At 72.8% G+C, this 25,195-nt stretch carries 21 protein-coding genes; 3 read left to right on the top strand and 18 right to left on the bottom strand.

Features of this window, described 5'->3' with window-relative positions; all coding sequences use genetic code 11:
- Positions 1 to 37: 37 nt before the first annotated feature.
- From ACQPWW_RS12430 to ACQPWW_RS12380, 11 genes are all read right to left on the bottom strand, one after another.
- The gene (locus ACQPWW_RS12430) at positions 38 to 1,975 is read right to left on the bottom strand and encodes a hypothetical protein (RefSeq protein ID WP_433134305.1); all 1,938 of its coding nucleotides are present in this window, start codon (positions 1,973 to 1,975) and stop codon (positions 38 to 40) included.
- Positions 1,976 to 2,198: 223 nt separating this feature from the next.
- On the bottom strand, positions 2,199 to 3,899 hold the full coding sequence (locus tag ACQPWW_RS12425) for a glycosyl hydrolase (RefSeq protein ID WP_433132239.1): 1,701 nt from the start codon (positions 3,897 to 3,899) through the stop codon (positions 2,199 to 2,201).
- Between the two features lie 101 nt (positions 3,900 to 4,000).
- Positions 4,001 to 4,813 carry a shikimate dehydrogenase gene (locus ACQPWW_RS12420; RefSeq protein WP_433134303.1) on the bottom strand — a complete coding sequence of 271 codons (813 nt, stop codon included), beginning with the start codon at positions 4,811 to 4,813 and terminating at the stop codon, positions 4,001 to 4,003.
- Between the two features lie 79 nt (positions 4,814 to 4,892).
- Entirely contained in the window at positions 4,893 to 6,089 is a 1,197-nt protein-coding gene (mltG, locus tag ACQPWW_RS12415; protein ID WP_433132237.1) for an endolytic transglycosylase MltG, read from the bottom strand.
- Positions 6,089 to 6,547 (bottom strand): Holliday junction resolvase RuvX, encoded by a 459-nt coding sequence (gene ruvX / locus ACQPWW_RS12410; RefSeq protein ID WP_112677948.1) that lies wholly within the window; start codon positions 6,545 to 6,547, stop codon positions 6,089 to 6,091. The genes mltG and ruvX overlap by 1 nt, the downstream gene beginning before the upstream one ends.
- 69 nt (positions 6,548 to 6,616) lie before the next feature.
- Positions 6,617 to 9,298, bottom strand: coding sequence for an alanine--tRNA ligase (gene alaS / locus ACQPWW_RS12405; RefSeq protein ID WP_433132234.1), 2,682 nt, complete (start codon positions 9,296 to 9,298; stop codon positions 6,617 to 6,619).
- Positions 9,295 to 9,600 carry a hypothetical protein gene (locus tag ACQPWW_RS12400; protein ID WP_433132232.1) on the bottom strand — a complete coding sequence of 102 codons (306 nt, stop codon included), beginning with the start codon at positions 9,598 to 9,600 and terminating at the stop codon, positions 9,295 to 9,297. The genes alaS and ACQPWW_RS12400 overlap by 4 nt, the downstream gene beginning before the upstream one ends.
- Before the next feature lie 29 nt (positions 9,601 to 9,629).
- Positions 9,630 to 10,094, bottom strand: coding sequence for a DUF948 domain-containing protein (locus tag ACQPWW_RS12395; RefSeq protein ID WP_433132230.1), 465 nt, complete (start codon positions 10,092 to 10,094; stop codon positions 9,630 to 9,632).
- Between the two features lie 149 nt (positions 10,095 to 10,243).
- Positions 10,244 to 10,939 carry a hypothetical protein gene (locus ACQPWW_RS12390; RefSeq protein ID WP_433134301.1) on the bottom strand — a complete coding sequence of 232 codons (696 nt, stop codon included), beginning with the start codon at positions 10,937 to 10,939 and terminating at the stop codon, positions 10,244 to 10,246.
- Positions 10,940 to 13,392: 2,453 nt separating this feature from the next.
- Entirely contained in the window at positions 13,393 to 14,931 is a 1,539-nt protein-coding gene (locus ACQPWW_RS12385; RefSeq protein WP_433132228.1) for a replication-associated recombination protein A, read from the bottom strand.
- Positions 14,932 to 15,005: 74 nt separating this feature from the next.
- Entirely contained in the window at positions 15,006 to 15,218 is a 213-nt protein-coding gene (locus ACQPWW_RS12380; protein ID WP_433132226.1) for a hypothetical protein, read from the bottom strand.
- A 140-nt stretch (positions 15,219 to 15,358) separates the two neighbouring features.
- Here ACQPWW_RS12380 and ACQPWW_RS12375 point away from each other — a divergent pair, with 140 nt between their 5' ends.
- Positions 15,359 to 16,099, top strand: coding sequence for a GNAT family N-acetyltransferase (locus ACQPWW_RS12375; RefSeq protein ID WP_433132224.1), 741 nt, complete (start codon positions 15,359 to 15,361; stop codon positions 16,097 to 16,099).
- Between the two features lie 31 nt (positions 16,100 to 16,130).
- Here the strand turns inward: ACQPWW_RS12375 and ACQPWW_RS12370 are convergent, their stop codons facing one another.
- From ACQPWW_RS12370 to aspS, 4 genes are all read right to left on the bottom strand, one after another.
- The gene (locus ACQPWW_RS12370; protein ID WP_433134299.1) at positions 16,131 to 17,420 is read right to left on the bottom strand and encodes an MFS transporter; all 1,290 of its coding nucleotides are present in this window, start codon (positions 17,418 to 17,420) and stop codon (positions 16,131 to 16,133) included.
- A complete protein-coding gene (locus ACQPWW_RS12365; RefSeq protein WP_433132222.1) occupies positions 17,414 to 18,013 on the bottom strand; it encodes a helix-turn-helix domain-containing protein in 600 nt (199 codons plus the stop codon). The genes ACQPWW_RS12370 and ACQPWW_RS12365 overlap by 7 nt, the downstream gene beginning before the upstream one ends.
- A 76-nt stretch (positions 18,014 to 18,089) precedes the next feature.
- Positions 18,090 to 18,902 carry an SDR family oxidoreductase gene (locus ACQPWW_RS12360; RefSeq protein ID WP_433132220.1) on the bottom strand — a complete coding sequence of 271 codons (813 nt, stop codon included), beginning with the start codon at positions 18,900 to 18,902 and terminating at the stop codon, positions 18,090 to 18,092.
- A 95-nt stretch (positions 18,903 to 18,997) separates the two neighbouring features.
- Positions 18,998 to 20,803: an aspartate--tRNA ligase gene (gene aspS, locus ACQPWW_RS12355; RefSeq protein ID WP_433134297.1), complete on the bottom strand. Its 1,806-nt coding sequence runs from the start codon at positions 20,801 to 20,803 to the stop codon at positions 18,998 to 19,000.
- Between the two features lie 155 nt (positions 20,804 to 20,958).
- Between aspS and ACQPWW_RS12350 the strand changes: the two genes are divergently transcribed.
- Positions 20,959 to 21,678: a DUF998 domain-containing protein gene (locus tag ACQPWW_RS12350; protein WP_433132218.1), complete on the top strand. Its 720-nt coding sequence runs from the start codon at positions 20,959 to 20,961 to the stop codon at positions 21,676 to 21,678.
- Between the two features lie 82 nt (positions 21,679 to 21,760).
- On the opposite strand, the gene ACQPWW_RS12345 is transcribed toward ACQPWW_RS12350, so the two are convergent.
- Together ACQPWW_RS12345 and ACQPWW_RS12340 are read right to left on the bottom strand one after the other, a co-directional pair.
- Positions 21,761 to 22,807 (bottom strand): S1 family peptidase, encoded by a 1,047-nt coding sequence (locus tag ACQPWW_RS12345; RefSeq protein ID WP_433132216.1) that lies wholly within the window; start codon positions 22,805 to 22,807, stop codon positions 21,761 to 21,763.
- 244 nt (positions 22,808 to 23,051) lie between these two features.
- Positions 23,052 to 23,558: a winged helix-turn-helix transcriptional regulator gene (locus ACQPWW_RS12340; protein ID WP_433132214.1), complete on the bottom strand. Its 507-nt coding sequence runs from the start codon at positions 23,556 to 23,558 to the stop codon at positions 23,052 to 23,054.
- A 55-nt stretch (positions 23,559 to 23,613) separates the two neighbouring features.
- On the opposite strand from ACQPWW_RS12340, the gene ACQPWW_RS12335 reads away from it, so the two are divergent.
- Complete coding sequence (locus ACQPWW_RS12335; RefSeq protein ID WP_433132212.1) at positions 23,614 to 24,120, top strand: PaaI family thioesterase; 507 nt, start codon at positions 23,614 to 23,616, stop codon at positions 24,118 to 24,120.
- 109 nt (positions 24,121 to 24,229) lie between these two features.
- Here ACQPWW_RS12335 and ACQPWW_RS12330 read toward each other — a convergent pair whose 3' ends face one another.
- Entirely contained in the window at positions 24,230 to 25,165 is a 936-nt protein-coding gene (locus tag ACQPWW_RS12330) for an acyl-ACP desaturase (RefSeq protein WP_433134295.1), read from the bottom strand.
- Positions 25,166 to 25,195 lie beyond the last annotated feature (30 nt).

Below are 25,195 nucleotides of genomic sequence, written 5' to 3'. Positions count from 1 at the left end.
AACAATCTACCGACGCTCCGTTACGAACGGTTGACCATTACTGGACGGAGAAGAACGTCGACGGGGTGGACCAGGACAACTCGGGCGTCGCGGTGCTGATGACGGTCGCCGTGGTGCCATCGACCGCCATGCTCGACGCGGCCGTCGGGTCGAACGGCGCACTGCGCAGGGCGCCGTCGGTGCCACCGTAGACGATCCGACCGCCCACCCAGGCCATGCCACGCACCGCGGACCAGGTCACCCCGGTGGTCGGCAGGGCGAACTCGGTGGCGCCGAGATAGTTGCCGTCAATCTCGAAGTAGCGGTAGTAGAGACTGTTGGCCCCGGTGCGGGTGTAGTAGAGCCGGCCGTCGAGGAAGAAGGCGCCGGTCAGCAGGGCCGGGTTGTACCAGTCGTTGTAGCCGGACGCCTCCCACGACGAGCCGATCGCGCCGCCGTTGAACAACGAGACGTCGATCCGGCTGCCGGTGGGCGTGCCGGCCACCGTGTGCGACCAGTAGATCCGGTCGTCCACCCGCCACGTCGCGCCGGCCGCCGTGTACGCGGGCTGGCTGACGGTGGTCGCGGCGCCCAGCGTGGCGCCGTCGAACGGCACCTTCGCCACAGTGCCCGGGCCGGTGTTCAGGTAGAGGTTGCCGGTGGTGGCGGAGGGCGGGTTCTTCGGGGTGAAGGTGCGCCCGCCGGCGAGCGGGAACATACCGAGCCGGCCGTGGTACTCCTCGCCCATGCCGTCGGAGTTGTGCCCGAAGTAGAGGCCGTCCGAGCCGCGCCAGAGCACCGGCACCGCCGAACCCCAACTGCTGGTGCCCGCGGGCATCGAGGCGCTGCCGCTGCGGCGCGGATTCCAGTTCACCGGCATCCCGGTGGCCGGGGTGACGGCGGCGATGCCGAGCCGGTCGACAGCGCCCGGGCCGGCGTTGTCGCTGGCGTTCGGGTTGTTCATCCAGCGGAAGTGCCCGCCCAGGTAGATCACGTTGTCGGCCACCTCGACCGAGGTGATGGTGTCGTTGCCGGTGAAGTCGGCCCAGGTGGCGACCAGGCCGCTGCCCCGCGCGGCGGTCTCGAAGCGGACCAGGACGTCGCAGTACGCGGTCGGCCAGCCGCCGCCACCGTTGCTGCCGACGACGAACCAACTGCCGTCCTCGCCGAACTTCACGTCCTGCACGTAGTGCACGAAGGTCGTCGGCGACGCGCACGGCGAGGTGTACTTCTCGGTGCTCCAGTCGAGCAGCGTGGGCGTCGCGGAGACGTCCACAAGCGCGATCTGGTTGCGCGCCAGGCCGTTGACGAGTGTGAAGTTGCCGCCGACGACGAGCGTGTTGCCGTCCGGTGCGACGTCGAGCGTCCAGACGTACGAGGTGGTGCCGTGCCGTCCCACAGTGGCGTCGACGACGAAGCTCGGGTCGATCGCGCCGGTGGTCGCGTTGAGCCGGCCGAGGCCGACGTGCGCGGTGCCGTTGAGCCAGTTGAACGCGCCGGCCACGTACAGCCAGTTGCCGTGCAGCGCCAGGTCACGGATCGCGCCGCCGTCGGAACGCCCGACCCAGCTGTCGACGATCGCGCCGGTGGCCGGGTCGAGCGCGACCAGGTTCTTCCGGGAGACCCCGTTGACGGTCTTGAAGGTGCCGCCGACGATCAGCGTGCCGCCGGGACCGGCGACGAGCGTGTTCACCGCGCCGTCGAGCACCGGCAGGAAGGTGGTGGACATCGTGCCGGTGAGCCGGTCGTACGCGAAGAGATAGCGCTGGGTGACCCACGCGGACCCGGCGGTCTGCCGGAGCTGGGTGAAGCTGCCGCCGACGAAGACCGTGTTGCCCACCTGCGCGAAGGCACGGGTCTCACCGTCTCGGGCATGCGGCGTCACGTCGGCGGGATTGGCCGAGACCAGGGTCGCCGTCTCCGGGACCGGCACCACCGCGGCCGACGCGGTGGTGGGTACGCCGAGAACCGCGGCGAGGATCGCCGACGCGACCATCCCCGCTCTGATCCGGCGTTGTCCTGCGAAACGCCACAAGTGCGAGAGTTTAGGCACGCTGCGCCTCCAAGGTGGATGAGAACCCGAGGTAGCGTGCCTCGTCCAGCTTGGTCAACGAAATCCGCCGATTGGGCGGTGCATGAATCTGCTAGCCGACAGAACGCCGGACGGTCGGATCTCCGACCTCCGGTGCCCGGCGTCCTGTCACTGGCTGAAACGGTCGTCAGCGGCTCCCCCCGGTGGGCTGCCGCAGGTACGGATCCTGCCCGGCCTTCGCGAAGCCGGCCACTGCCGCGGCGTCGTGGTTCATCGTCATGTCGCAGGTCGCCGTGCGGCTGGTCATGCCCGGCGAGTTGAAGTAGATGGCGGCCTTGATCTTCGGGTGCGCCTTCAGCGCTGCCGGGAAGTCCTGGAACCAGCGCTGCTTGGCGCCCAGGTCGGCCGAGTTGAAGTTGGTGCCGAACTCGGCGAGCATCCGGGGCTTACCGGCGCCGATGCCGTTGGCGTCCAGCCAGTCGTAGAAGCCGCCCACCGTCGTGCTCGGGCTCTTCCACACCGTGCTGCCGTTGCAGACGTGGAAGTTGTACGGGTCGTAGGCCACCCAGTCGACGTAACGGTCACCGGGATACAGCGCCGCGTACCGCGAGTAGTGCCCGGACCAGCCCATCATCGTCCAGACCCAGACCGCGTTTGTCGCGCCGGCCTTGGCGAAACGCTCGTAGACGTAGCGCCAGGCGCGGACGAAGTCGGCGTCGCCGCCCTTGGCCGGCTCGTCCTCCGGCTCGTGGTCGAAGCCCATGAACACCGGCACGCCGGCCGCGCGGATGCGGCCCGCGACCGCGTCGATCGTGGCGTCCTGCCGGCCACTGTAGATCTCCGACCACTTCATTGTGGTGCCGGCGGAGAAGTCACGGGACTCCCAGGCGAAGAACATCAACCGGCCCTCGCGCATCTGCTGCGACTCGTAGACGTCCGGGAACGCGCCGTTGCTGCCGGCGTTGGAGAAGTCGTGGTAGCGGTGCACGATGTCGAACTTGCGCCCGACCTGCGCCTCCACGTCGGTGACGGCCTTGCCGTGGTCCCAGCCGCCGGCCGCTCCGGCCGGTGAGTACATGCCCCACCAGGCGCCGCAGGACGGGACGAGCTTGTCCGACACGGACCCACACTTGCCGTCCGGGAGGGTGCCGCTCGGGCTCGGTGTCGCGGTCCGGCTGGGCGCGATGGTGGCCGACGGCTTCGGCGCGGCGGTGGTCGGCGCGGCACTCGGCGGCGGTGCGGACCGGGTGGTGGTCACCGGCGACGGCCGGGTGCCGATGTCGTAGCTGATCACCAGGCTGGGACGCAGGTCCGGGTTGCGGTTCTCGACCGACGCCCAGTAGATCCGGCTCTCCAGGCCACTCTGGGCCAGGGCGACCGTCCAGGTGCCGTTGCCGGTGACCAGCTTGGAGATGTCCCACTCGTTGAAGCCCTTTGACACACCTGTCACGCTGTCCAGCGCCGGACCGGCCGGCGCCGGGGCCGGTCGCGCCTCGCGGGCGCTCAGCGGCGAGGCGTGCGCCGTCACCGTGGCGGCGAACTGCTGCCAGGCGTGCACCCGCAGCGTCGCCCGGACGTTGACCGCGGTGGCCGGCACGGTCGTCACCGCGAACTCGATGACCGCCTCGCGGCCACCGCGCGGGTTGCCGTCGCAGCGCGTCGCGCAGGTGGCCAGCGTCGCCTTGGCCGCGTTGTCGCCGTCCTGCGACACCGCGGTCGCGGTGGTGTCGGCGGCCGCCCGGATCGACAGGTCGTCGCTGGCCAACAGCGGCATCATGGTCGCCACGATGCCGGCCACCACCGATCCGCCGACCACGCCGATGGCGATCGCCTTGCGCCGGGGTGCGGAGCGGAACCGGGTGATGCGGTGCAGTCCGTGCCTGGTCAAGGAAACTCCCTGTGTCTGCGTCCGTAACGGTCAGCAGCGTATCGATGACCAGCACACATCGCGGGAAGGACAGTTTCCCGTAAGCGCGTCTTAACCGTCAGCTAAAGAAGACGGCCTCTGGTCGCCTGTCGCACCGCGTCCCGCATCGCCTCGACCGGCGCTGCCACGCCGGTGAACTGCTCGAACTGCCCCACCGCCTGGGCCAGCAGCAGGTCCAGACCGGACACCACCCGCACGCCGGCCGCGACGGCGGAGGCGGCCAGCGGGGTGGGCCACGGGTCGTAGAGCGCGTCGAAGAACACCGCCCCCGGCCGCCAGGCCAGCGCGCCGGCCAACGGGTCGGCGACCCCCTTCGGCACTGTGGAGACAGCCACGTCGGCGGCGGCGAGGTGGTGGCGCGCGGCGGCCCAGTCGGCGGGGACCAGCGCGACACCCAGCGCGGCCGCCACCGGCCGTAGCTCGTCGACCGCCGCCGCCCGACGGGCCACCACAGTGACCGAGGAGCAGGCCAACCGCGCGGCGGCGGCCAGCGCGGCGCGGGCCGTGCCACCGGCGCCGAGCACCGTCACGGCGGCGCCGGCAACCACTCCGGCGTCGGTGAGCACCCGCACCATGCCGGCGACGTCGGTGTTGTCCGCGTACCAGGAACCGTCGGGACGGCGTACCAACGTGTTTGCCGCACCGACGGCGACGGCGACCGGCGAGGCGGCGTCGGCCACGGCGAGCGCCGCCTCCTTGCCGGGCATGGTCACCGACAGACCGGCCCACTCCGGCCCCAGGCCGCCGACCAGGTCCGGCAGCTCCGCGGCCGCGCACTCGATCCGGGTGTACGACCACCCGGTCAACCCGGCCGCGGCGTACCCCGCGTTGTGGATCACCGGGGAGAGCGAGTGCGCGATCGGCTTTCCGAGCACCGCGGCCCTACGGGTCGACACGAGCACCGCCGGTTGTCGTCACTGCACTGCCCTCCCGCGTGTCCCGGATCGGATGCCGTCAGATGATGCCGGCCTCCCGGGCCTTTGCCTCGTTGCGCTGGTGCTGCTCATACGTCTCGGCGAACTCCGAGTGGCCCTGCTTGTCGATGGCCACGAAGTAGAGCCACTTGCCCGGCGGCGGATCCATCGCCCCTTCCAGGGCCAGCTTGCCGGGGCTGTTGATCGGGGTCGGGATCATGCCCGGCAGCTTGCGGTTGTACGGGTTCTTCGGGTCGTCCAACTCGGCCGCCGTCATCTGCTTGGACGACTTCGTCGGTTTGCCGATCGACTCCAGGTAGTAGTTGACAGTGACGTCCATCTCCAGGCAGTTGCAGAAGAACTCGCCGTACGCCCGGTTGTAGGCCACCCGGGCGACCTTGCCCAGGTCGTCCTTGTTGCCCGCCTCGGCCTGCGCCAGCGAGGCCACGATCAACGCCTCGTACGGGCTGACGCCGCCCCGTTCCTTCTGCACCGTGTCGGCGAACTTCATCTCTCCGGTCACCGAGAGGAAGCGGTTCACCATCAGCTTGAGGATGCTCTGCGCGGTGGCCTTCGGCGGGATCTCGTACGTGTCCGGGTAGAGGAAGCCCTCGACGGACTTGACGATTTTCTTGCCGTCCCCGCGCTTGAACCACCAGTCCGGGACACCGAGCGCCTCCGGGTCCTTCGCGGCGGTCTGGAAGTCCTTCACCGGGATCTTGGTCTTCTCGGAGAGCAGCTTGTAGATGTTCAGGCTGGTGCGACCCTCGGGGATCGTCAACCCGTTGACGATCTTGTTCTTCAGGTCGAGCATCGCGGTGACGGCGCTCTCGCCGCTCATCTGCTTGCGCAGCTTGTACGTGCCCGGCTGGATGTTCTTGCTGCGCGAGTTGGCCTCGGCCGCCTCGATGAACGCCTTCTGGCTCTTCACCACGTCGGCCGCGACGAGGGCGTCGGCCATGTCGGCAATCAGCGCACCGTTCTTGATGTCGACGGTGACCTCGCCGGACCCGGTGCCGTCGTAGTCGGGGGTGACGAAGTAGCTCTGGATGCGGTCGAAGCCGTAGAACGCGCCGCCGCCGATCACGCCCAGCAGGACCAGGGCCATCAACAGAGCCAGGAACGTCTTGCCCCGGCCGCCGCCGGACCCGCCGTTGCGCTTGCGGAAGCTGCGCCGGTGCCGGCCCTTCTCCCCCCGCTCCGCCTCGTCGAACCCAAGGTCCAGATCGTCGATCATTACGTCCGCCTCCGCTGCGCGTCCAGCCAGCTCTGCAGGATCTCCACTGCGGCCGCCTGATCGACAACCGCACGTTGACGTTTTCCTCGGACGCCACGCTCGGCAAGCCTACGAGAGGCGACCACCGTCGACATCCTCTCGTCAGTGAGCGTTACCGGGACGGGCGCTATCACATCGACCAGTCGGTCAGCGTACGCCTTCACGTGGACAGCCGCCGGGCCGTGCTTACCGGCGAGATTGACCGGAAGGCCGACGACAACCCCGACGGCCTCGTGCTCGGCCACCAGCGCGGCCAGCTCGGCGAGATCGCTCGGCACCGCGTCCGGCGCCGCCGTGAGATCCCGAGCCAGGGTGACAAGCGGCGTAGCCAGGATCCCGTCCGGATCCGAGCGGGACACGCCCACCCGCACCTGACCGACATCCACGCCGATCCGCACGCCGCGCGTCAGCTCAGCCACCGACGGTCACCAGCGGCCGGGTACGAACCAGGGCGGACCACATGGTCCGCCCTGGCTGACAGTGATGGTTCAGCACGCCTCAGTGATCGCCTTCTCGACGGTGAGCAGCAGGTTCGGCGCCTCGGCCGCGGGCAGACCGCCGCCCTGGGCCAGGTCGGGGCTGCCCCCGCCGCGCCCGGAGAACGCCGCCTTCACCAGGTCCGACGCGGCCAGGCCCCGGCTGCGCGCGGCCGCGTTGACCGCCACCACCAGGGACGCCTTGCCGTTCGACCGGGCCGCCACCGCGACCACCGCCGGCCGCGCCGGGTCGATCTTGCCCCGGATCTCCTGGGCCAGGGTCCGCACGTCGTTGCCGGCCGCGCCCTCCGGCGCCTCGGTGCCGACGTACGCGACCCCGCGCACCTCCTTGGCCTGGGCCGCGAGCGCCGACGCCCCGCCCAGCACCAGTTGGGCGCGCAGCTTCTCCAGCTCCTTCTCCGCGTCCCGGAGCTGGGTGACGGTCTGCTCCACCCGGTCGGCGACCTGGTCGTTCGGCACTCGGTACAGCTCGGCCAGCCGGGAGACCAGCAGGTGTTCCTTGGCCAGGAAGCCGAAGGCGTCCATGCCGACAAGCGCCTCGACCCGGCGGACGCCGGAACCGATCGACGACTCGGAGAGGATCTTCACGAGGCCGAGCTGGGCCGAGCGGGCCACGTGCGTGCCGCCGCACAGCTCCCGGGCGTAGTCGCCCACCTCGACGACCCGCACCTCCTCGCCGTACTTCTCGCCGAAGAGCGCCATCGCGCCGATCCGCCGCGCCTCGTCCAGCGAGGTGATGAAGGCGTGCACCTCCAGGTCGGCCAGCAGCACCTCGTTCACCTGCTGCTCCACGTCCCGCAGGACGCTCGGCGACACCCCGGTCGGGGTGTTGAAGTCGAACCGGAGCCGACCGGGCGCGTTCAGCGAACCCGCCTGCGTGGCCGACTCACCGAGGAAGTTCCGCATGGTCTGGTGCACCAGGTGGGTAGCGGTGTGCGACCGGGAGATCGCCCGCCGCCGAGTGGTGTCGATCTCGGCGTAACCGGCCTCACCGGCGCGCACCTCACCCCGGATCACCCGGGCCCGGTGCACGATCAGACCGGGCACCGGCTGCTGCACGTCGAGGACCTCGACCTGCCCGCCGCCCACCGTGATCATGCCCTGGTCGGGCTGCTGGCCACCCCCCTCGGCGTAGAACGGGGTGGTATCGAGCACCAACTCGATGGTGTCGCCCTCGGTCGCCGCCTGCCGCGGGCCGTCGACGCCGAGCAGCGCCCGCACCGTCGACTCGCGGGACACCTCGCTGTAGCCGGTGAACGTCACCGGGCCGCCCGCGTCGAGCACCGACCGGTACGCCGACAGGTCGGTGTGCCCGGTCTTGCGGGCCTGCGCGTCCGCCTTCGCCCGGGTCCGCTGGTCGGCCATCAGCCGGCGGAAGCCCTCGTCGTCGACAGCGAGCCCCTGCTCCGCGGCGATCTCCAGGGTCAGGTCGATCGGGAAGCCGTAGGTGTCGTGCAACTGGAACGCCTTCGCCCCGGACAGCGCGGAGCCACCCGCGGTGCGGGTCTCGGCGATCGCGGTGTCCAGGATCGTGGTGCCGGCCCGCAGGGTGGAGAGGAACGCCTCCTCCTCCGCGTACGCGTAGTCCGCGATCCGGTCGAAGTCGGTCGCCAGCTCCGGGTACGACGGTGCCATGCAGTCGCGGGCCACCGGCAGCAACTCCGGCAGCGCCCGGTCCTGCCAGCCGAGCAGCCGGATCGACCGGATCGCCCGGCGCATGATCCGGCGCAGCACGTAGCCGCGACCCTCGTTGCTCGGCGTCACGCCGTCGCCGATCAGCATCAGCGCCGTCCGGACGTGGTCGGCGATCACCCGCAGCCGGACGTCGTCCGGGTGCGACTCGCTCGCCACGTGGCCGGAGTGCGCGCCGTAGCGCTTACCGGTCAGCTCCGCCGCCCGCGCCAGGATCGGCCGCACCTCGTCGATCTCGTACAGGTTGTCGACGCCCTGCAGGATCGAGGCCATCCGCTCCAGGCCCATGCCGGTGTCGATGTTCTTCGCCGGCAGGTCACCCAGGATCGGGTAGTCCTCCTTGGTGGTGCCCGGACCCCGCTCGAACTGCATGAAGACGAGGTTCCAGTACTCCATGTACCGGTCCTCGTCGACCGCCGGGCCGCCCTCGCGGCCGTACTCCGGGCCCCGGTCGTAGAACAGCTCGGACGACGGGCCGCACGGCCCGGGGATGCCCATCGACCAGAAGTTGTCCGCCTTGCCCCGGCGGACGATCCGCTCCGCCGGCACACCGACCGACCGCCAGATCTCGTACGCCTCGTCGTCGTCGAGGTAGATCGTCGGCCAGATCCGCTCGGGATCCAGCCCGTAGCCACCCTCGGCGATCGGCTTCGTGGACAACTCCCAGGCCAGCGGGATCGCACCGGCCTTGAAGTAGTCGCCGAAGGAGAAGTTGCCGTTCATCTGGAAGAACGTGCCGTGTCGGCTGGTCTTGCCGACCTCGTCGATGTCCGGCGTGCGGATGCACTTCTGCACGCTGACCGCCCGCTGGTACGCGGGAGTCTGCTGACCCAGGAAGTACGGGACGAACTGCACCATGCCGGCGTTGACGAACAGCAGGTTCGGATCGCTGATGGCGGGCAGCGGAGCGGACGGCACCACGGCGTGGCCATTCGCCTCGAAGTGCGCGAGGTACCGCCGCTTGATCTCCGCCGTCTTCATCGCTGGTGTTCCTCCGGAAAGATTTCTCGATCGCCGATCCGCGGGTCTTCCCGCAGCTCGGCGAACTGATCGTCGAACGCCTCGCCCTGGGCGAACGCCTGGTGGATCTCCTGCTCGCGTTCGGCCATCCCGACCCGGACGTCCTCCACGAAACTACGCAGCGACTCGACGAGCCCGCCAGCGGATTCCGTCAGCGAGTTGGCGATGCCCGCCGGCGTGTACGCCTGCGCGGTCCGGGTCGCCTTGCGGACCACGATCACACCGACGGCCACCCCGATGCCGAGCCAGAACAAGCGCCTCATGTCTCGCTACCTCCTGGTACGCGGGCCGGTCAGCTGTTGCCGCGCCGCGCGGCCCGCCGCTGCTGCTTGATGGTGTCGCGTACCTCACGCTCGGTCTCGGCGTGCCGGCGGCCAGCGGCAGCCTTGCGCACGCCGTAGCCGAACGCGGCCACCTTGACCAGCGGGTTGGCGGCCGCGGCGGAGACCACGGTGGCCAGGTTGGCGACGTTGGCGGTGACGTTCTGCGCGTGGCTGGTCATGGTGTCGACCTTCGCCAACTGGAGGTTCACGCCGTCGAGCGAGGTCTGCACCTGCTCCAACGCGGTGTTGACGTTCTTCACAGTGGTGTTCACGTCACCGAGCAGCGGTGCGGTCCGATCGTTGAGATCGTTGATCATGCGGGTGGTGGCGTCAACCGTGTGCCGCAGCCGCAGGATGGGCAGCATCAGGATGAGCACCAGCACCGCGAACGCGCTAGCCGCGATCAGCGCCGCGATCGCTCCAATGTCGCCCACGCCTGTCCTCCTCAAGCAGAGTTCCGCGGGACCCGACGTCCCCGGAACGCACAACCGTGGCATCCGTGGCGGCCGCCACGCCGTCGGCGGTCACCGGTAGCGGGTGATCCCGCCAGCCCCAGACCCTACCGTCCGTGATGGAGACCGGCTCACGACGGTGAGGGGGTCAGCTCACCCAGCGGGTCCCCGCTGACCGTCGGGAACGGATCCTCTCCGGTCAGTGACGGGTCGGTGGTCGGCTGCGGCCTGGTCCGCTCATCGTCGATCGCGTTGCGTACCTTCACCGACACCAACGAGCCGGTGCACTCCGTCGCAGCGGCCGACGGGTCGGTGGACGGCACGACGGCCGGCTCACCGTCGACCGGCGGCGGCACGCAGGTCGGCTCGCGTACCCACAGGTCCAGGGTCAACTCGTCCCGACGCCAGCAGGTGTAGCTGCCCTTCGTCTTCTGCTCCGGGCACCGGCTCACCTTCCACGGCCGCCAGCCGTCCTGACGCAGCGCGTCCTCGTAGACCTGCGCCGTGTCCTGCGGCGACTTCTCCGAGGTGACGGTGCGCTCCCGCAGCCGGCAGTCGAGCAGACACCACCGGCTGCCGCTGACGTCGTCGACGGTCGTGGCAGCGGCCCAGCCGGGCACGTTGAGCTGGTCCAGGTTGTCGAAGACCGGGTCCCGGCTCAGCGTCCGGATGCCGAAGAAGAGCGGCACCGCACCGAGCAGCACGACGCTGACAAGCACCAGCACCGCCGCCCGGAGGCGACGGCGTTCGCGCAACTGCCGGCGCAACTCGGAGCGGGCACCCGGCGCGGCATCGTCGTCGGGCGTGTCCTGGTTGGCCGAGCGCAGCGCGGGCCCGCCGGCGGGCTCGGCCGCCGGCCGGTCGACCGGGCCGGCCGGGGGCGGCACGGCGGCGGCGGCCCGGGCCACCCCGACCGGCTCGCCGGAGCGGCCGGGCGGTGGCACCGGGGCGACGCCGCTCGGGTCGGGGCGGCCGGGCTCCCGGTGCGGCGGCAGGGCACGGCCGGCGGCACGGTCGGCGGGCACGGGTCGGCCGGCCGGGGCGCCACCCCGCGCCGACCCGGGGCCGGCACCTGGCTCACCGTGCGCCCGATCGTCGGCGAGGGGCGGTTGCGCACTCTTGGGTGGGCGGACGGCGGCCCGAGCCGGAGCATCCGGACGCGTCCGCGGCGGGCCGTCCACACCCGGTGCGGCGGCGGCGGCCCGAACCGGGCCGTCTCCGCCCGGTGGAACGGCGGCCCGAGCCGGACCGTCCGGTCGGGCGGCGTCCCGGGTTGGCGCCTCGGCGCCCGGGGCGGGGTGGGGCGGGGCGTCGGCGCCCCGGCGCCCGCCGCCCGGGACCGGTGCGGCACCCGGGACGGGTCGCGCGCGGCCGGGCGGGGCGGAGCGGGCGGCGCCGCGCGCCGGTGCGGCGGGGCCGGCGCCGGGCGCGGGTCGTCCACCGGCGTACCGGTCGTCGCCACGGTCGTTCGCCGGTCCGGGTCGTCCCGGGCCGTCCGGTCCGGGCTCGGCCGGCGGCCGGCGTCGTCGGCCGGACGGGTCCGGCGTGGGCGTCGCGTCCGGGCCGGGCGGGCCCACCGGACGGGCCCGCCCGCCGGTGGGGTCCGCAACGGGCGCCGCGGCGCCCCGGCCCCGGGCGGGACGGTCGCCGGAGGCCGGCGCATGGGGCAGAGCCTGCTCGCCGGTTGTTCCCGGCGCGTCGGGTCGGACGCCACGACGGCCGGTCGGCACGTCCGCGCCGGGGTCGGCCGGCGGGCCGGCGGGCCGGCGGGTGGCGGTGCGCTCAGCGGCCGGGTCGGGCACGCCGAGGCGACCGGACGCGTGGTCGGCGAGGTCACCCGTACCGCCGGCCGGTGCGGGACGGCGACCCGTGGCGGGCGGGGCGTCGCCGCGACGGTTGACCACGGGCAGGCCGGGGTCGGTGTGCGGCAGGCGGCCGGCCTGGCGCAGCCAGTCGGCGGGCCGTTCGGGGCGGTCCGCCCGGGGTTCGCCGCCGGCCGGCGTACGTCGCTCCGGCTCAGCCGAGACGGCGCGGCGGCGGCCGGTGCCGTCGGCCGGCCCGATGGTGGGCGTGGCGCCGCTGTGCGCGCCGGTGGCCTGGGGCACCGGCGGGGCGTTGCCCGTGCGCGGCACCGCTGACTCGTCGGGTTCGGCGGCACGGCGGCGGCCGGCGGCCGGACGGGAGCGTTCGGCGGGACGACGGTCGGTGGGCTCCGGGGCCCCCGGGTCGACCGGTCCGGGGCGACGCCGCGCGGTACGCGGGTCACGGTCGATGGCGGGGTCGGGCCGCAGGCCGTCCCCGGCTTGTGGCGCGACGCCGGCCGGAGCGCCGTCCAGGCGTGCCGGGCCGGAGACGGCCGATGGTCCGGCGGCCCGCGCCGGATCGGGTGCCGCTCCGCCGCGTCGACCGGCGGGCATTCCCTCGGCCGGCGGCGCCGCGTGACCGGGCTCGGCGGATGTCGGGCCCGGTCGGCGGCCCGGCGGACCGGCGTCCGGACGGCGCGGTGGCGGCATCGCGTCCGGGCGGCCCCCGGCCGCGGCGGCGTCGGGCCGGCGGCCCGGCGGAACGGCGGCGTCCGGACGGCGACCGGTCGGGGCGCCCGAGGTCGGTGGGCCCACGGGTGGGCCGGGAGGAGCAGTCGCCGGGCGGGGCCGGGTCGGGCCACCGGGCGCGTCGGTCGTGGCGCGAGGCGCCGGCGGGCCGGCCGGGTCGCCGCCCACCGGGCGGGCGGCGGGGGACGCCGGCGGTACGGAGGCACGGGCGCCGGGCGCCGGCTGTACGCCGCGACGCGCGGGCTGACCCGGGCCGGGACCGGCGGCCGGTGGCCGGTCGTCCGGGCGGCGGCCCGCTGGCGGCACGTCCCCGGGCCAGGGGCTGTCGACCGGTCGACGTGCGGCGGCACCACCACCCGGGCCGCTCGGGCGCGGGGCGGGTGGCCCCGCGGCCTCGGACGGCACCGGCCCACGCGCGCCGGCCGCCTCCACCGGCGCACCCGTGCGCGGCCCGGCGGAGTCCGCCGGCGCACCCCTGCGCGGCCCGGCGGCGTCTGCCGGCGGACCCGCGTGGGGGCGGTTGGGCTCCGCCGGTGCGCCGTCCGGACCCAGTTCGCCCCGTTGCTGCTTGGCCGACCGGAGGTCGTCGATCCAGCCGAACTCCTCGCCGGCGACGGGCTCCTCCGGCTCGGCCTCGGCCGCCCGGCCCCGGCCCCACCGGCGCGTCTTGGCGCGGGGATCGCGCCGCTCGTCCGGGCCCTCGTCCGGGCGGTCCCCACCACGCGATCTCACTGTTGACCCTCTCCTGCGGCGTCAGCGCCGCTGTGCTGCGTCGTGCCGGGCGTGCCCGTGCCCGTCGCCGGGCGACCGTTCTCACCAGGAAGCGCGGACGCGGGCTGCGTCGTTACCGACGGCTCGGCCGTCGGGGTGTCCGGACGGGCGGCCGGGGCCGGCAGACCACGCACGATCCGGCGCAGCACCGGCAGCCGGCTGGCCACCGACCGCTCCGCCCCGTGCGGGCTGGGCTGGTAGTAGTCCGTGCCCACCAGGTCGTCCGGGACGTACTGCTGGGTGACCACACCGCGCTGGTCGTCGTGCGGGTAGCGGTAGCCGGTCCCGTGGCCCAGCCCGCGGGCGCCGGCGTAGTGGGCATCGCGCAGGCCGCGCGGCACCGGGCCACCCCGGCCGGCCCGCACGTCGGCGATCGCGGCGCCGATGGCGGTGGTGGCCGAGTTGGACTTCGGGGCGGTGGCCAGGTGGATCACCGCCTGGGCCAGGTTGAGCTGCGCTTCGGGCAGCCCGACGTACTCGACGGCGTGGGCGGCGGCGGTGGCGACGCTCAGGGCGCCGGGGTCGGCCATGCCCACGTCCTCGCTGGCGAAGATGACGAGGCGACGCGCGATGAACCGGGCGTCCTCGCCGGCGACCAGCATGCGGGCCAGCCAGTGCACCGCGGCGTCCACGTCCGAGCCGCGCATGCTCTTGATGAAGGCGCTGACGACGTCGTAGTGGGCGTCGCCGTCGCGGTCGTAGCGCACCGCCGCGACGTCGACGGCCTGCTCGGCGGTGGCGAGGTCGATCCGCCCGCCGCCGAGCGCCGTGGCGGAGGCCGCCGCCGCCTCCAGCGCGGTGAGTGCCTTCCGGACGTCACCGGCGGCGAGCCGGACCAGGTGGTCCTCGGCCTCGGCGGTCACTGTGAGGACGCCGTCCAGGCCACGCTTGTCGGCGACCGCGCGGCGGAGCAGACCCCGCACCGCCTCGTCGTCCAACGGTTGCAGGGTGAGCAGCACGCACCGCGACAGCAGCGGCGAAATGATCGAGAAGTACGGATTTTCGGTGGTCGCCGCCAGCAACGTGACGGTACGGTCCTCGACCGCGGCGAGCAGCGAATCCTGTTGGGTCTTGCTGAACCGGTGCACCTCGTCGATGAAGAGCACGGTCTGCGGGCCGCCCGCCCGGCGTTGGCGGCGGGCCGACTCGATCACGGCCCGGACGTCCTTGACGCCGGCGGAGAGCGCCGACATGGCGACGAAGCGACGATCGGTCGCCCCGGCCACCAGGTGCGCGATCGTGGTCTTGCCGCTGCCCGGGGGACCCCAGAGGATCACCGACATCGGGGCGCCGCCGGAGACCAGCTGCCGCAGTGGGGCGCCGGGGGCGAGCAGGTGCTCCTGCCCGACCAACTCGTCGAGGGTCACCGGACGCATCCGGACGGGCAGGGGCGAATCGTCGGCCACCGCGGTGAAGCCGTCGACACCGGCGGGACCGTCGGGCGCGCTGCGCGACCCGGCGGGTTCACCGAGGGAGAAGAGGGCGTCGGACTCCATCACGAAGACAGTACCGGGCCGGGCCCACGACGCCGGAATCGCGCCGCGGGCCTGCCACCGGTGATCGGTTCCGGTCAGCCACGCCCGGGGCGACGGCCCCGGTACCAACGGCCACCGCCACCGCCGCGCGGGCCGCTGCCCACGCCACCCAGGTAGAGCGAGAGAAGGAACAACCCGATGAGTACGAGGGTGTTCCAGTTGAACAGGTCGGGCGCTCCGAAGTCTGTGTCGAACAGGTCGAGCAGCAGGGCGAAGCCAAAGACGATGGCGGCGAGAATGGCGAGCATGTCGGTCCTCCGGTGGGGGTTCCCAGTAGGTCGGCGCGTGATGTACCCAATCGGTCGGCTCGTCAATCTCCACGGTGGATGCGGCCACGCCGCGACGACCCGGTGCGGGCGTTCCACCTCCGGCTCCTAGGCTGACCAGCATGATCACCGACGACCAGGCGCTCCAGGGCCGGGCCGCCATCCTGGACGCCGTCGGGCACCACCCGTTCGCCCGACACGCACTCGGGCCCGCCATGCCGGCAACGGGATACCGACGCGATGGCGCCGTGCTGTGGTTGGTGCCACCGGAGCACGGGCCGGCCGGCGCGGCGATCGGCCCGGCCGGACCGGCCCTCGACCTCTGTGTCGCGCTCGCCGACAGCGGGAGGCTGCGCCCGGGGCAGCGGCTACATCTGCCCCGGCACGATCGCGGTCTGCTGACCGACCGGCTGGCGGTCGCCGACCACAACGACTGGGACTTCCACTGGACCGACGCGCCACCGCCGGTGCGACCGGACGAGCAGCCGGTCGTCCGCCTCGGCGACGCCGACCGCCCGGCGCTGGAGGCGCTCGTCGACGAGGCGTTCCCCGACAGCACCTCCCGCCCTGGCGATCCGCGGGTGGTCGACTGGTACGGCATCCGGACCGGCGGCCGACTGGTGGCGTGCGGCGCGGACCGCAGCCAGGGTGAACTCGGCTTCGTCGCCGGCCTGACCGTGGCCCCCGACCAACGGGGTCGGGGGCTGGGCGCGTCCCTGACCGCCGGGATGACCCGGGCGCTGCTGGCGCGCCACGACACCGTGGCGCTCGGCGTCTACACGCACAACGTCGGTGCGGCGCGGCTCTACCGCCGACTTGGCTTCACAAGCACCCTGGCGCTCAGCTCGATCCGCCTCGCCTGACCGGAGGCGGGACCCCTCGCCACGCACGGAGTCACCGGTCGGTGGCGGACACCGGCACCGCGGTCGGCTCGACGGCGGGGGCGGCCCGACGGCCGGCCAGCCAGGCGGGCAGGTAGAGCGGCGCGGCGACGGCCAGCACCACCGCGCCGACCACCATCGCGGTGCTGACGCTCGCGGCGGCGGCGATCGCGGTCAGGACCACCCCGCCGAGGGCGGCGGCCGGCGCCGACATCATCGAGTTCAGCGAGAGCACGCTGGTCCGGTACGGGCCGTCGACCTGCCTGTGCAACAGCCCACTGTGCAGCGGATTCGACGCGCCGTGCACGGCGTAGCAGGCCAGGTAGGCGACAAGCACCCCGACCGGGCCGGCGAACAGCCCCATCCCGACCACCGTGACGCCCTGCAGGATGCGCAGCAGGGCCGCGCCCGGAGCCGCCCCGAACCAGCGCAGCAGCAACGGGGTCAACGCCGCCCCGGCAGCGGAGGCGAGCCAGGCGGCCGAACTGGCCGGCCCGAGCAGCGCCGCGGCCCGTTCCGGGTTGCCGATCACCTCGGCGAGCCGCACCGGCAGCAGCGACTCGAAGGTGACCATGCCGAAGCCCCAGAACAGCTCCACCGCCACCAGGGCCAGCAACACCCGGGAACGCCGCAGCAGCCCGACCGCCTCGCCGATCATCCGGGGCGCCTGGACCATCGACGCCCGCACGGCCGCCACACCGGTGGCCGCTCGCTGCTCGACAAGCAGGACGAACAGCGCTACCAGCGCGACCGCCTGCGCGACGATCGCGGCCAGCACGGGCACGGTGAGCGCGCTGACCGACCCGATCGGACCCAGGGCGACCAGGCCACCGCTGAGCAGCGCGCCGGCGCCGATGGCACCGCCGCTGACGGTGCCGGCGTACCCGAGGCCGCGCTCGTACTCGGCGTCCGGCGCGGCGGCCACTGTGGCGTCGACGTACCAGGACTCCAACGGGCCGCTGTCCAGCGCCCGGTAGACGCCCTGCACCGCGAAGACCAGGAAGAACAGCCAGAACGAGTCGGCCACCGCGAACAGCGACAGCGAGACGAGGTTGAGCACCCCGGCGACGATCAACACCGGACGGCGGCCGAGCGCGTCGGCGAGCCCCCCGGTGGGCAGCTCCAGCGCGAGCACCACCAGCCCCTGCGCGGTGAAGGCCAGGCCGATCTGCGGCAGCGACAGGCCGCGCTCCTGCATCAGCAGGACCATCACCGGGATGATCAGGCCGGTGGGCAGCCAGCGCAGGCCGTAGAGGGTGAGGTAACGGAACCGGACCTGGCGGACGGACAGCGCGCTCACCAGCGCTCGTCCAGACGGGGGAAGCCGGCCAGGAACAGGTGCACCGGCTTGACGTCGGCACTGTCGGCGACGGGGTCATCGCGGTAGCGCATCAGCACCGCCCACAGCTCCTCACTGAGCGCCCGCAGCCGGGGCGGGTCGAGCGGCAGCACCAGGTCGCTCATGCCGGCGGCGTCGCGCCAGCTGCGGGGCTGGTGATGCTCGACGGCCAGCCACCGCTCGGCCAGGTCGGCCAGCACCCGCACCTGGTTTGCCTGGATCCACTGGACCGCGGCACGGGCGTCCGGATCGTCGTCGAAGTCGGTGGGCTCGAAGTCGCTGACGTCGTGTGCGGCCTGCCACCACCGCTGCCGACTGGTGCCCCGGTCCGGGTCCTCGGCCACCAGCCCGATCTCGGCGAGCTGGCGCAGGTGGTAACTCGTGGCACCGGTGTTGGTGCTGAGCCGCTCGGCAAGCGTGGTCGCGGTCGCCGGGCCGTCGATCCGCAGCGAGCCGAGCAGCCGCATCCGCAGCGGGTGGGCCAGCGTGCGGACCTGCCGGCTGTCGAGATGGACCCGGCGCGGCTCGACCGGCCGGTCGGGCGAAGGACTCTCCATGTCTGCACACTATCTCTGCACACTTCCTATGCACAAGAGTTGTGCATAGGAAGTGTGCAGACGGTGCTCGTGCGGTTCAGTGCGCCAGGAGTTCGCGTACTCCCCGCAGTCGCGTCCGCAGCAGGCCCGCGGCGCGGGAGCTGTCGAGGCGTACGTCGAGGGGGTGGGACAGGCCGACGACCGCCGTGGTGGTGGTCGTGAGCCCGGCCGCGTCCAGACCGAACCGCGCCGCGACAAGCAGGCCCAGCTCGGCGCGGCTCACGGCGTCCGGGCCGGCGACGTTGAGCAGACCGGCGTACCGCGAGGCGACCAGCTCCAGCACGGCGTCGGCCAGGTCGGTGACGTCGATCGGGCAGCGCAGCTCGTCGCTGAACAGGACGGCCCGGCCGGCGAGCGCGTCCCGGCAGAGCTGGATCTGCTTGCTGCCCTCCCCCAGGATCAGCGAGGTACGCACCACTGCCGCGCCGGGGTCGATCGCCCGCACAGCCGTCTCGGCCGCCGCCTTCGCGGCCCCGTAGGCGTGTACCGGCGTGGGCGGGTCGTCGTCGGCGTAGGGCGTGGGTCGGCCGGCGTGCAGCGCGTCGCTCGACACGTGCACAAGTCGGGCGCCCGTCTCGGCGGCGGCGACCGCCACGTTCGCGGCCCCGTCGGCGGTGACCGCCCAGTCGTCGTACCGATAGGGGGTCGCGACCACGGCGTCCGGCCGCACCTCGGCGACCAGCGCGCGCACCGCGGCCCGATCGGTCACGTCCAGCCGCCGCGCGGCCACCCCCGGGCCGGTGATCGACCCGGAGTGGAAGGTCCCGACGACCGACATACCGGCGTCGACGGCCCGCCGACAGATCTCCCGACCCAGGAAGCCACTACCCCCGACAACAAGCACCCGCACCCGAACCACTCCCGCCAACGATCAAGAGGTTTGCGTCATCTCGCGGGCGATGATGACGCAAACCTCTTGATCAACCAAACAGGGCCGGGGTGCGGTCAGACCGGGTCGGCCACCGGGGCGGCCGGGCCGGCGGTGCCGGTGTGGGCGGTGGCCGGCGGCTTCGGCTTGGCGTCGATGCCGGCCTCGGTGCGCTGCTGGCCGGTGATCGGCGTCGGCGCGCCGGTCAGCGGGTCGAACCCGCCCCGGGTCTTCGGGAACGCGATGACCTCGCGGATCGAGTCGGCGCCGGCGAGCAGCATGCAGACCCGGTCCCAGCCGAAGGCGATGCCGCCGTGCGGCGGAGCGCCGTACTTGAACGCCTCCAGCAGGAAGCCGAACTTGTCCTGCGCCTCCTCGGGGGTGATGCCGAGCAGGTCGAAGACCCGCCTCTGCACGTCACCCCGGTGGATACGGATCGACCCGCCGCCGATCTCGTTGCCGTTGCAGACGATGTCGTACGCGTACGCCAGGGCCCGGTCCGGAGCCTCCTCGAACCGGTCGACCCACTCGGCGTTCGGCGAGGTGAACGGGTGGTGCACGGCCGTCCAGCCGCCGTCGTCCGTCTTCTCGAACATCGGCGCGTCGACCACCCAGCAGAACGCCCAGGCGCTCTCGTCGATCAGGCCGGACCGCTTCGCGATCTCGACGCGGGCGGCGCCGAGCAGCTCCTGCGCCTCCCGGGTGGTGGCGCTGGCGGCGAAGAAGACAGCGTCGCCCGGCTTGGCGCCGACCGCGTCGGCCAGCCCGCCCAGGTGCTCGGCGGAGAGGTTCTTGGCCACCGGCCCGCGCGCCTCGCCGGTCTCGGCGTCCAGCACCACGTACGCCAGGCCACGCGCGCCGCGCGCCTTCGCCCAGTCCTGCCAGCCGTCCAGCTCCTTGCGGCTCTGCGCCGCGCCGCCGGGCATCACCACCGCGCCGACGTAGCCGCCCGCGTCGATCGCCCCGGCGAACACCCGGAAGCCGGTGCCGCGCAGGTAGTCGGTCAGCTCGGTCAGCTCGACGCCGTAGCGCAGGTCCGGCTTGTCGGAGCCGTACCGGGCCATCGCGTCGTGCCAGGTGATCCGCGGGATCGGCTGGCTGATCTCGTGCCCGGCCAGCTCCTTCCAGAGCGTCGAGACGATCGCCTCACCGAGGTCGATCACGTCGTCCTCGGTGACGAAGGACATCTCGATGTCGAGCTGGGTGAACTCGGGCTGCCGGTCGGCGCGGAAGTCCTCGTCGCGGTAGCAGCGGGCGATCTGGTAGTACCGCTCCATGCCGCCGACCATCAGCAGCTGCTTGAACAGCTGCGGCGACTGCGGCAGCGCGTACCAGCTGCCGGGTTGCAGGCGCACCGGAACCAGGAAGTCGCGGGCGCCCTCGGGCGTCGACCGGGTCAGCGTCGGTGTCTCGATCTCCAGGAAGTCCCGCTCGTGCAGCACGCCCCGGACCAGGTGGCTGGCGCGCGAGCGCAGCCGCAGCGCGTTCGCCGGCCCGCTGCGGCGCAGGTCCAGGTAGCGGTACTTGAGCCGGATGTCGTCGCCGGCCTCGATCTGGTCGTCCACCGGCAGGGGCAGCGGCGCGGCCTCGGAGAGCACCTCCAGCTCGGCGACTGTCACCTCGACCTCACCGGTGGGCAGCTCCGGGTTCTCGTTGCCGGCCGGCCGGCGGGTCACCTCGCCGACGACCTTCACGCAGAACTCGTTGCGCAGCGCGTGCGCATCCTCCTCGCGGAGGACCACCTGGACGACGCCGGTGCCGTCGCGCAGGTCGACGAAGATGACCCCGCCGTGGTCGCGCCGGCGGGCCACCCACCCGGCGAGCGTCACCGTCGAGCCGGCGTCCGCGGCGCGCAGGCTTCCGGCATTGTGGGTACGGATCACGGCTGGCAACTCCTCATCGTGGAACAGTCCTCACCGGCATTCTGTCAGGGGTGGCCGCCCCACCTCCCGGGCACCCGGCAGGCCGGCGCGATTCGCTGGTGGGGCGAGCCGGCGAACCCGACTCGGCCGACCGCCGCGCCGGTTAACGTGGCGAAATGCGCGCCGTACCGAACTGGGCCGTCGCCACGGCGGCAGCCGCACCCCTGCTGCTGGTGAGCGGCTGGACGGTCGCCCAGGCGCGACAACCCGCCGGGTACGACCCGATCCGGGACACCATCAGCGAGCTGGCGGGGCAGGATGCCGCCGATCCCTGGATCATGGTGGGGGCGCTGGTGCTGCTCGGCTGCTGCTACCTGTCGGTGGCCGCCGTCCTGCACGCGGCCGGGCTGCCCAGCCGGTTCCTGCTCGCGATCGGCGGCGTGGCCACCATCGCGCTCGTCGCGTTTCCCCGCCCGCCGGTGGGTGGCTCGGTCAGCCACGGCGTCACGGCGACGGTGGCCGTCCTCGCCCTGGTGCTCTGGCCGGCCGGCTCGGCGCTGTGGCTGCCGCGTGGCCACGACAGCGCGTACCCGACCCGACCGGAGCCACCCTGGGCGTTTCGCCGGGCGGTGGGGCTGAGCGCCACAGTGGTGTTGCTCGCTCTCTTCGGCTGGTGCGCGTTCGAGGTGACAAGCGGGTCGCGCACCGGGCTGGCCGAGCGGGTGACGGCGGTGGCGGTCTCCCTCTGGCCGCTGCTGGCGGTCGTCTCCGCCCGGCGGGCGCACCTCGCCTGGTCCGTCGGCGCCGCGACGGCCGGTGGCGTCGCGAGCCCGGCCGTGGGTGTCGTACCCCCGGATCCCCTGCGACCCACGCAGCGGCCCGACCGGCTCGCCTGAGCTGGCGTGCGACGGCGGCCGGCGCCCGGACGCGCGGCGCGGGCCGCCGGAGTGTTCCGGCGGCCCGCGATCGGTGCGTGGATCAGAAGACGCTGACGCCGTAGCGGCTCAGGGCCTCGGTGACGGGCTGGAAGTAGGTGGTGCCACCGGTGCGGCAGTTGCCACTGCCGCCGGAGGTCATGCCCAGGGCGGTGGTGTTGGCGAACAGCGAGCCGCCGCTGTCGCCCGGCTCGGCGCAGACGTTCGTGCGGATCAGGCCGGAGACCGAGCCCTCGGCGTAGTTCACGGTGGCGTTCGTCGCGCTCACCGTGCCACTGTGCACGCCGGTGGTGCTGCCGGAGCGCTGCACCGACTGGCCGACGGAGGCGTTGCCGGCCCCGGTGATGTCCCGGTAGCTGCCGTTGTAGAGGTAGACGTTGCCGGCGGCGTTCGCCGAGTTGCTGTGCCGCACGATGCCGTAGTCGTTGCCCGGGAAGCTGGTGCCGGTCCGCGTGCCGATGAGGGCGGTCTGCGCGGAGTTCGAATACCAGCTGGCCGAGATGTTGGTGCAGTGCCCGGCGGTCACGAAGTAGTAGGTGCTGCCGCTGCGCACGTTGAAGCCGAGCGAGCAACGCCCGCCCCCGCCCGCGTAGATGGCCTGGCCGCCGGAGATCCGGGTGCTCAGCACACCAGCCTCGGCCTCGACGCGGACCGCGCCGTTGGCCCGCGCGGCGGCGGCCTTCACCCGCTCCAGCTTGGCGCCGGTGACGGTGCTGTCGACGGAGACGACGACCTGGTTGGTGACCGGGTCGCTCCACCAGGCGGTGCCCGGGATCTTGGCGGAGCGCTCCAGCTCGGCGGTGGCCCGGTTGAGTTCGCCGGCACCGCGGGTGACGTAGCGGACGACGGCGCCGGCCTTGCTCGCCGCGCTGGCGGCGGCCGCGTCGGTCACCGTGACGACGGACCTGCCGCTGGCGTCGAGGTACGAGCCGGCCGAGCGGTCGCCGAGTTGCGCGGACAGCGCGGCGGCGGCGTCGGGCGAGGCGGCGGGTGCGGCCTGGGCGGGTGCGCCGATGAGCGCGCCGACGACCAGACTTCCGGAAACGGCGACAGTTGCCGCAACGCGGAATGTGGACCTCGTGGGTCGCATGTAACAACCTCCTGGGCGGGGGAGCGGGTCTCGCCGAGGTCGGCTGACCCGATGGCAACCCGGCCGATCTGGGGAAACCGGCCAAGTGCACTGAAGTATTCACATACTTAAGATCATTGACAAGGCTTGGTTCCGCCCGGATTCGACGAACGTGGCCGGCCACATCTCCGCAACACCACCGACACGCCGGCGCACAGCCACCGTCACACCGGATCCCCGCGCGACGCGCACCGCTGGCGATGCCTTACCGCGCTGTCGGCGCGGGCCCCGACGGTTCGGGCGTACGGCGACGGGCGCCGGGGCCGGGGCGGGGCAGCACGTCGCGCGGCTGTCCCACGTCGTGCCCGTCGGCACAGCGCAGATCGACGCGCACCCGGGCACCGCAGTCACGGTGAGTGACGCTCAGCGGCGGACCCTCGGGGTCGGCGAGGTACCTGTCACCCCACCCGAGCACGGCCACCAGGACCGGCCAGAGATCCAGGCCCTTCTCGGTCAGCCGGTACTCGTGGCGCAGCCGGCTGCCCGGCTCCCGGTACGGCTCGCGGCGCAGCACGCCCTGCTCCACCAGGACGGCCAGTCGGTTGGTCAGCACCTGTCGCGGAATGCCGGTGCGCACCCGCATGTCGTCGAAGCGGCGGATGCCGGTGAACACCTCGCGGAGCACCACAAGGGTCCACCGCTCACCGAGGATCTCCATCGCGCGGGCGATTGTGCAGTTCTCCACGGACCAGTCCAGCGCTGCGGGTCGCATCCGACCAGGCTAGGTCTCGTTGACAGACTCAGCAAGCTGCTGCCAGGCTGCGTCCATGACGCAGACGCAGGAACCGGCGCGCAGCCGTACCTTCACCTGGGCGGACCCGGCGGTCAACGCCGCGCAGCTCGGCCGACGCAGCGGCCTCGACATGCTCCGGGCGATGATCGCCGGCGAGCTGGCCGCGCCACCGGTGATGCACCTCATCGACATGACGCGGATGGTGGCCGACGAGGGCCGGGTGGTCGTCGAGCTGATCCCGCAGGAGTTCCACTACAACCCGCTCGGCAGCGTCCACGGTGGCGTCCTCTCGACGCTGCTGGACACCGCCGCGGGCTGTGCCGTGCACAGCACCCTGCCGGCCGGCGTCGGCTACACCTCGCTGGATCTCAACGTGAAGTTCCTCCGCCCGGTCACCGTCGACAGTGGCACCCTGCGCTGCGAGGGCACTGTGCTGCAACGTGGCCGCCGCACGGCCCTGGCCGAGGCTCGCATCACCGACGCCGGCTCCCGCCTGATCGCCCACGCCACAAGCACCTGCCTCCTCCTCCCCCCATCCTGACCCCACCCCCCGTGGGGTTGATCATGAGGTTGACGGGTGATTCGAGGGCCGAACGACCCGTCAACCTCATGATCAACGAGGCTCAGCGGGGGTGGGGTGGGGGTGGGGTTTAGCGGAGGGCTAGGCGGGCGGCTCGGGCGGCGCGCTTCTCCTCGAAGCGGCTCGCGGCGCGGTCCAGGTCGTCCAGCTGGCCGGCGAGCTGCTCGCGGGCGGCTTCGCCGTCGGCGTCGAGACCCGTCACGTTGAAGACGTCCCACTGGCGCAGCACCGGCTGGAGCACCTCGTCCCGGTGCTGGCGCAGGTCGTAGATGCCGGCCAGGGCGATCGCCACCGACTTGCGGGCGAACCCGTCGATGCCGGCGCCCGGCATCTGGAAGTCGGCCACCACGTCGGCGACGGCCCGCATGGCCTGGCTCGGGGCCAGCTCGAAGGCGGCGGCGAGCAGGTTGCGGTAGAAGACCATGTGCAGGTTCTCGTCGGCCGCCACCCGGGCCAGCAGGGCCTCACAGGCGGGGTCCCCGGTGGCCTTGCCGGTGTTGCGGTGCGAGATGCGGGTGGCCAGCTCCTGGAACGAGACGTACGCCAGCGAGTGCAGCACCTCGTCGCCGTGGGCGTTGGTGTACCCCTCGGACATGTGCGTCATCCGGGCCCGCTCCAACGCCACCGGGTCGACCGCCCGGGTGACGGTCAGGTAGTCGCGGATCGCGACACCGTGGCGACCCTCCTCCGCGGTCCACCGGTGCACCCAGGTGCCCCACGCGCCGTCCCGGCCGAACAGGGTGGCGATCTCGTGGTGGTACGAGGGCAGGTTGTCCTCGGTCAGCAGGTTCACGATCAGCGCGGTGCGGGCCACGTCGGGAATTGTGGAGTCGGTAGGTGACCACGCCTCGCCCCCGAGCGGCCCGTCGAAGGTCCGCCCTTCGCTCCACGGCACGTACTCGTGCGGGAACCACTCCTTGGCCAGCGAAAGGTGGCGGTCGAGGTTGCGGGCAACCACCGGCTCCAACTCGACGAGGAGCGCGGTCTGGCTCAGTGTGGTGCTCATGGTCACGAGAAACTCCCTACGGTGGCGTAA

It is taken from the genome of Micromonospora sp. CA-240977 (genome assembly GCF_050942285.1).
GTDB lineage: Bacteria > Actinomycetota > Actinomycetes > Mycobacteriales > Micromonosporaceae > Micromonospora.
This window is presented reverse-complemented; position numbering and strand designations above follow the sequence as displayed.

Coding starts and splice junctions, on each gene's coding strand:
- ACQPWW_RS12430 (WP_433134305.1), bottom strand. CDS start 1,975: ATGGTCGCGTCGGCGATCCTCGCCGCGGTTCTCGGCGTACCCACCACC.
- mltG (WP_433132237.1), bottom strand. CDS start 6,089: ATGATCGACGATCTGGACCTTGGGTTCGACGAGGCGGAGCGGGGGGAG.
- alaS (WP_433132234.1), bottom strand. CDS start 9,298: ATGAAGACGGCGGAGATCAAGCGGCGGTACCTCGCGCACTTCGAGGCG.
- ACQPWW_RS12400 (WP_433132232.1), bottom strand. CDS start 9,600: ATGAGGCGCTTGTTCTGGCTCGGCATCGGGGTGGCCGTCGGTGTGATC.
- ACQPWW_RS12385 (WP_433132228.1), bottom strand. CDS start 14,931: ATGGAGTCCGACGCCCTCTTCTCCCTCGGTGAACCCGCCGGGTCGCGC.
- ACQPWW_RS12380 (WP_433132226.1), bottom strand. CDS start 15,218: ATGCTCGCCATTCTCGCCGCCATCGTCTTTGGCTTCGCCCTGCTGCTC.
- ACQPWW_RS12375 (WP_433132224.1), top strand. CDS start 15,359: ATGATCACCGACGACCAGGCGCTCCAGGGCCGGGCCGCCATCCTGGAC.
- ACQPWW_RS12365 (WP_433132222.1), bottom strand. CDS start 18,013: ATGGAGAGTCCTTCGCCCGACCGGCCGGTCGAGCCGCGCCGGGTCCAT.
- ACQPWW_RS12350 (WP_433132218.1), top strand. CDS start 20,959: ATGCGCGCCGTACCGAACTGGGCCGTCGCCACGGCGGCAGCCGCACCC.
- ACQPWW_RS12345 (WP_433132216.1), bottom strand. CDS start 22,807: ATGCGACCCACGAGGTCCACATTCCGCGTTGCGGCAACTGTCGCCGTT.
- ACQPWW_RS12340 (WP_433132214.1), bottom strand. CDS start 23,558: ATGCGACCCGCAGCGCTGGACTGGTCCGTGGAGAACTGCACAATCGCC.
- ACQPWW_RS12335 (WP_433132212.1), top strand. CDS start 23,614: ATGACGCAGACGCAGGAACCGGCGCGCAGCCGTACCTTCACCTGGGCG.
- ACQPWW_RS12330 (WP_433134295.1), bottom strand. CDS start 25,165: ATGAGCACCACACTGAGCCAGACCGCGCTCCTCGTCGAGTTGGAGCCG.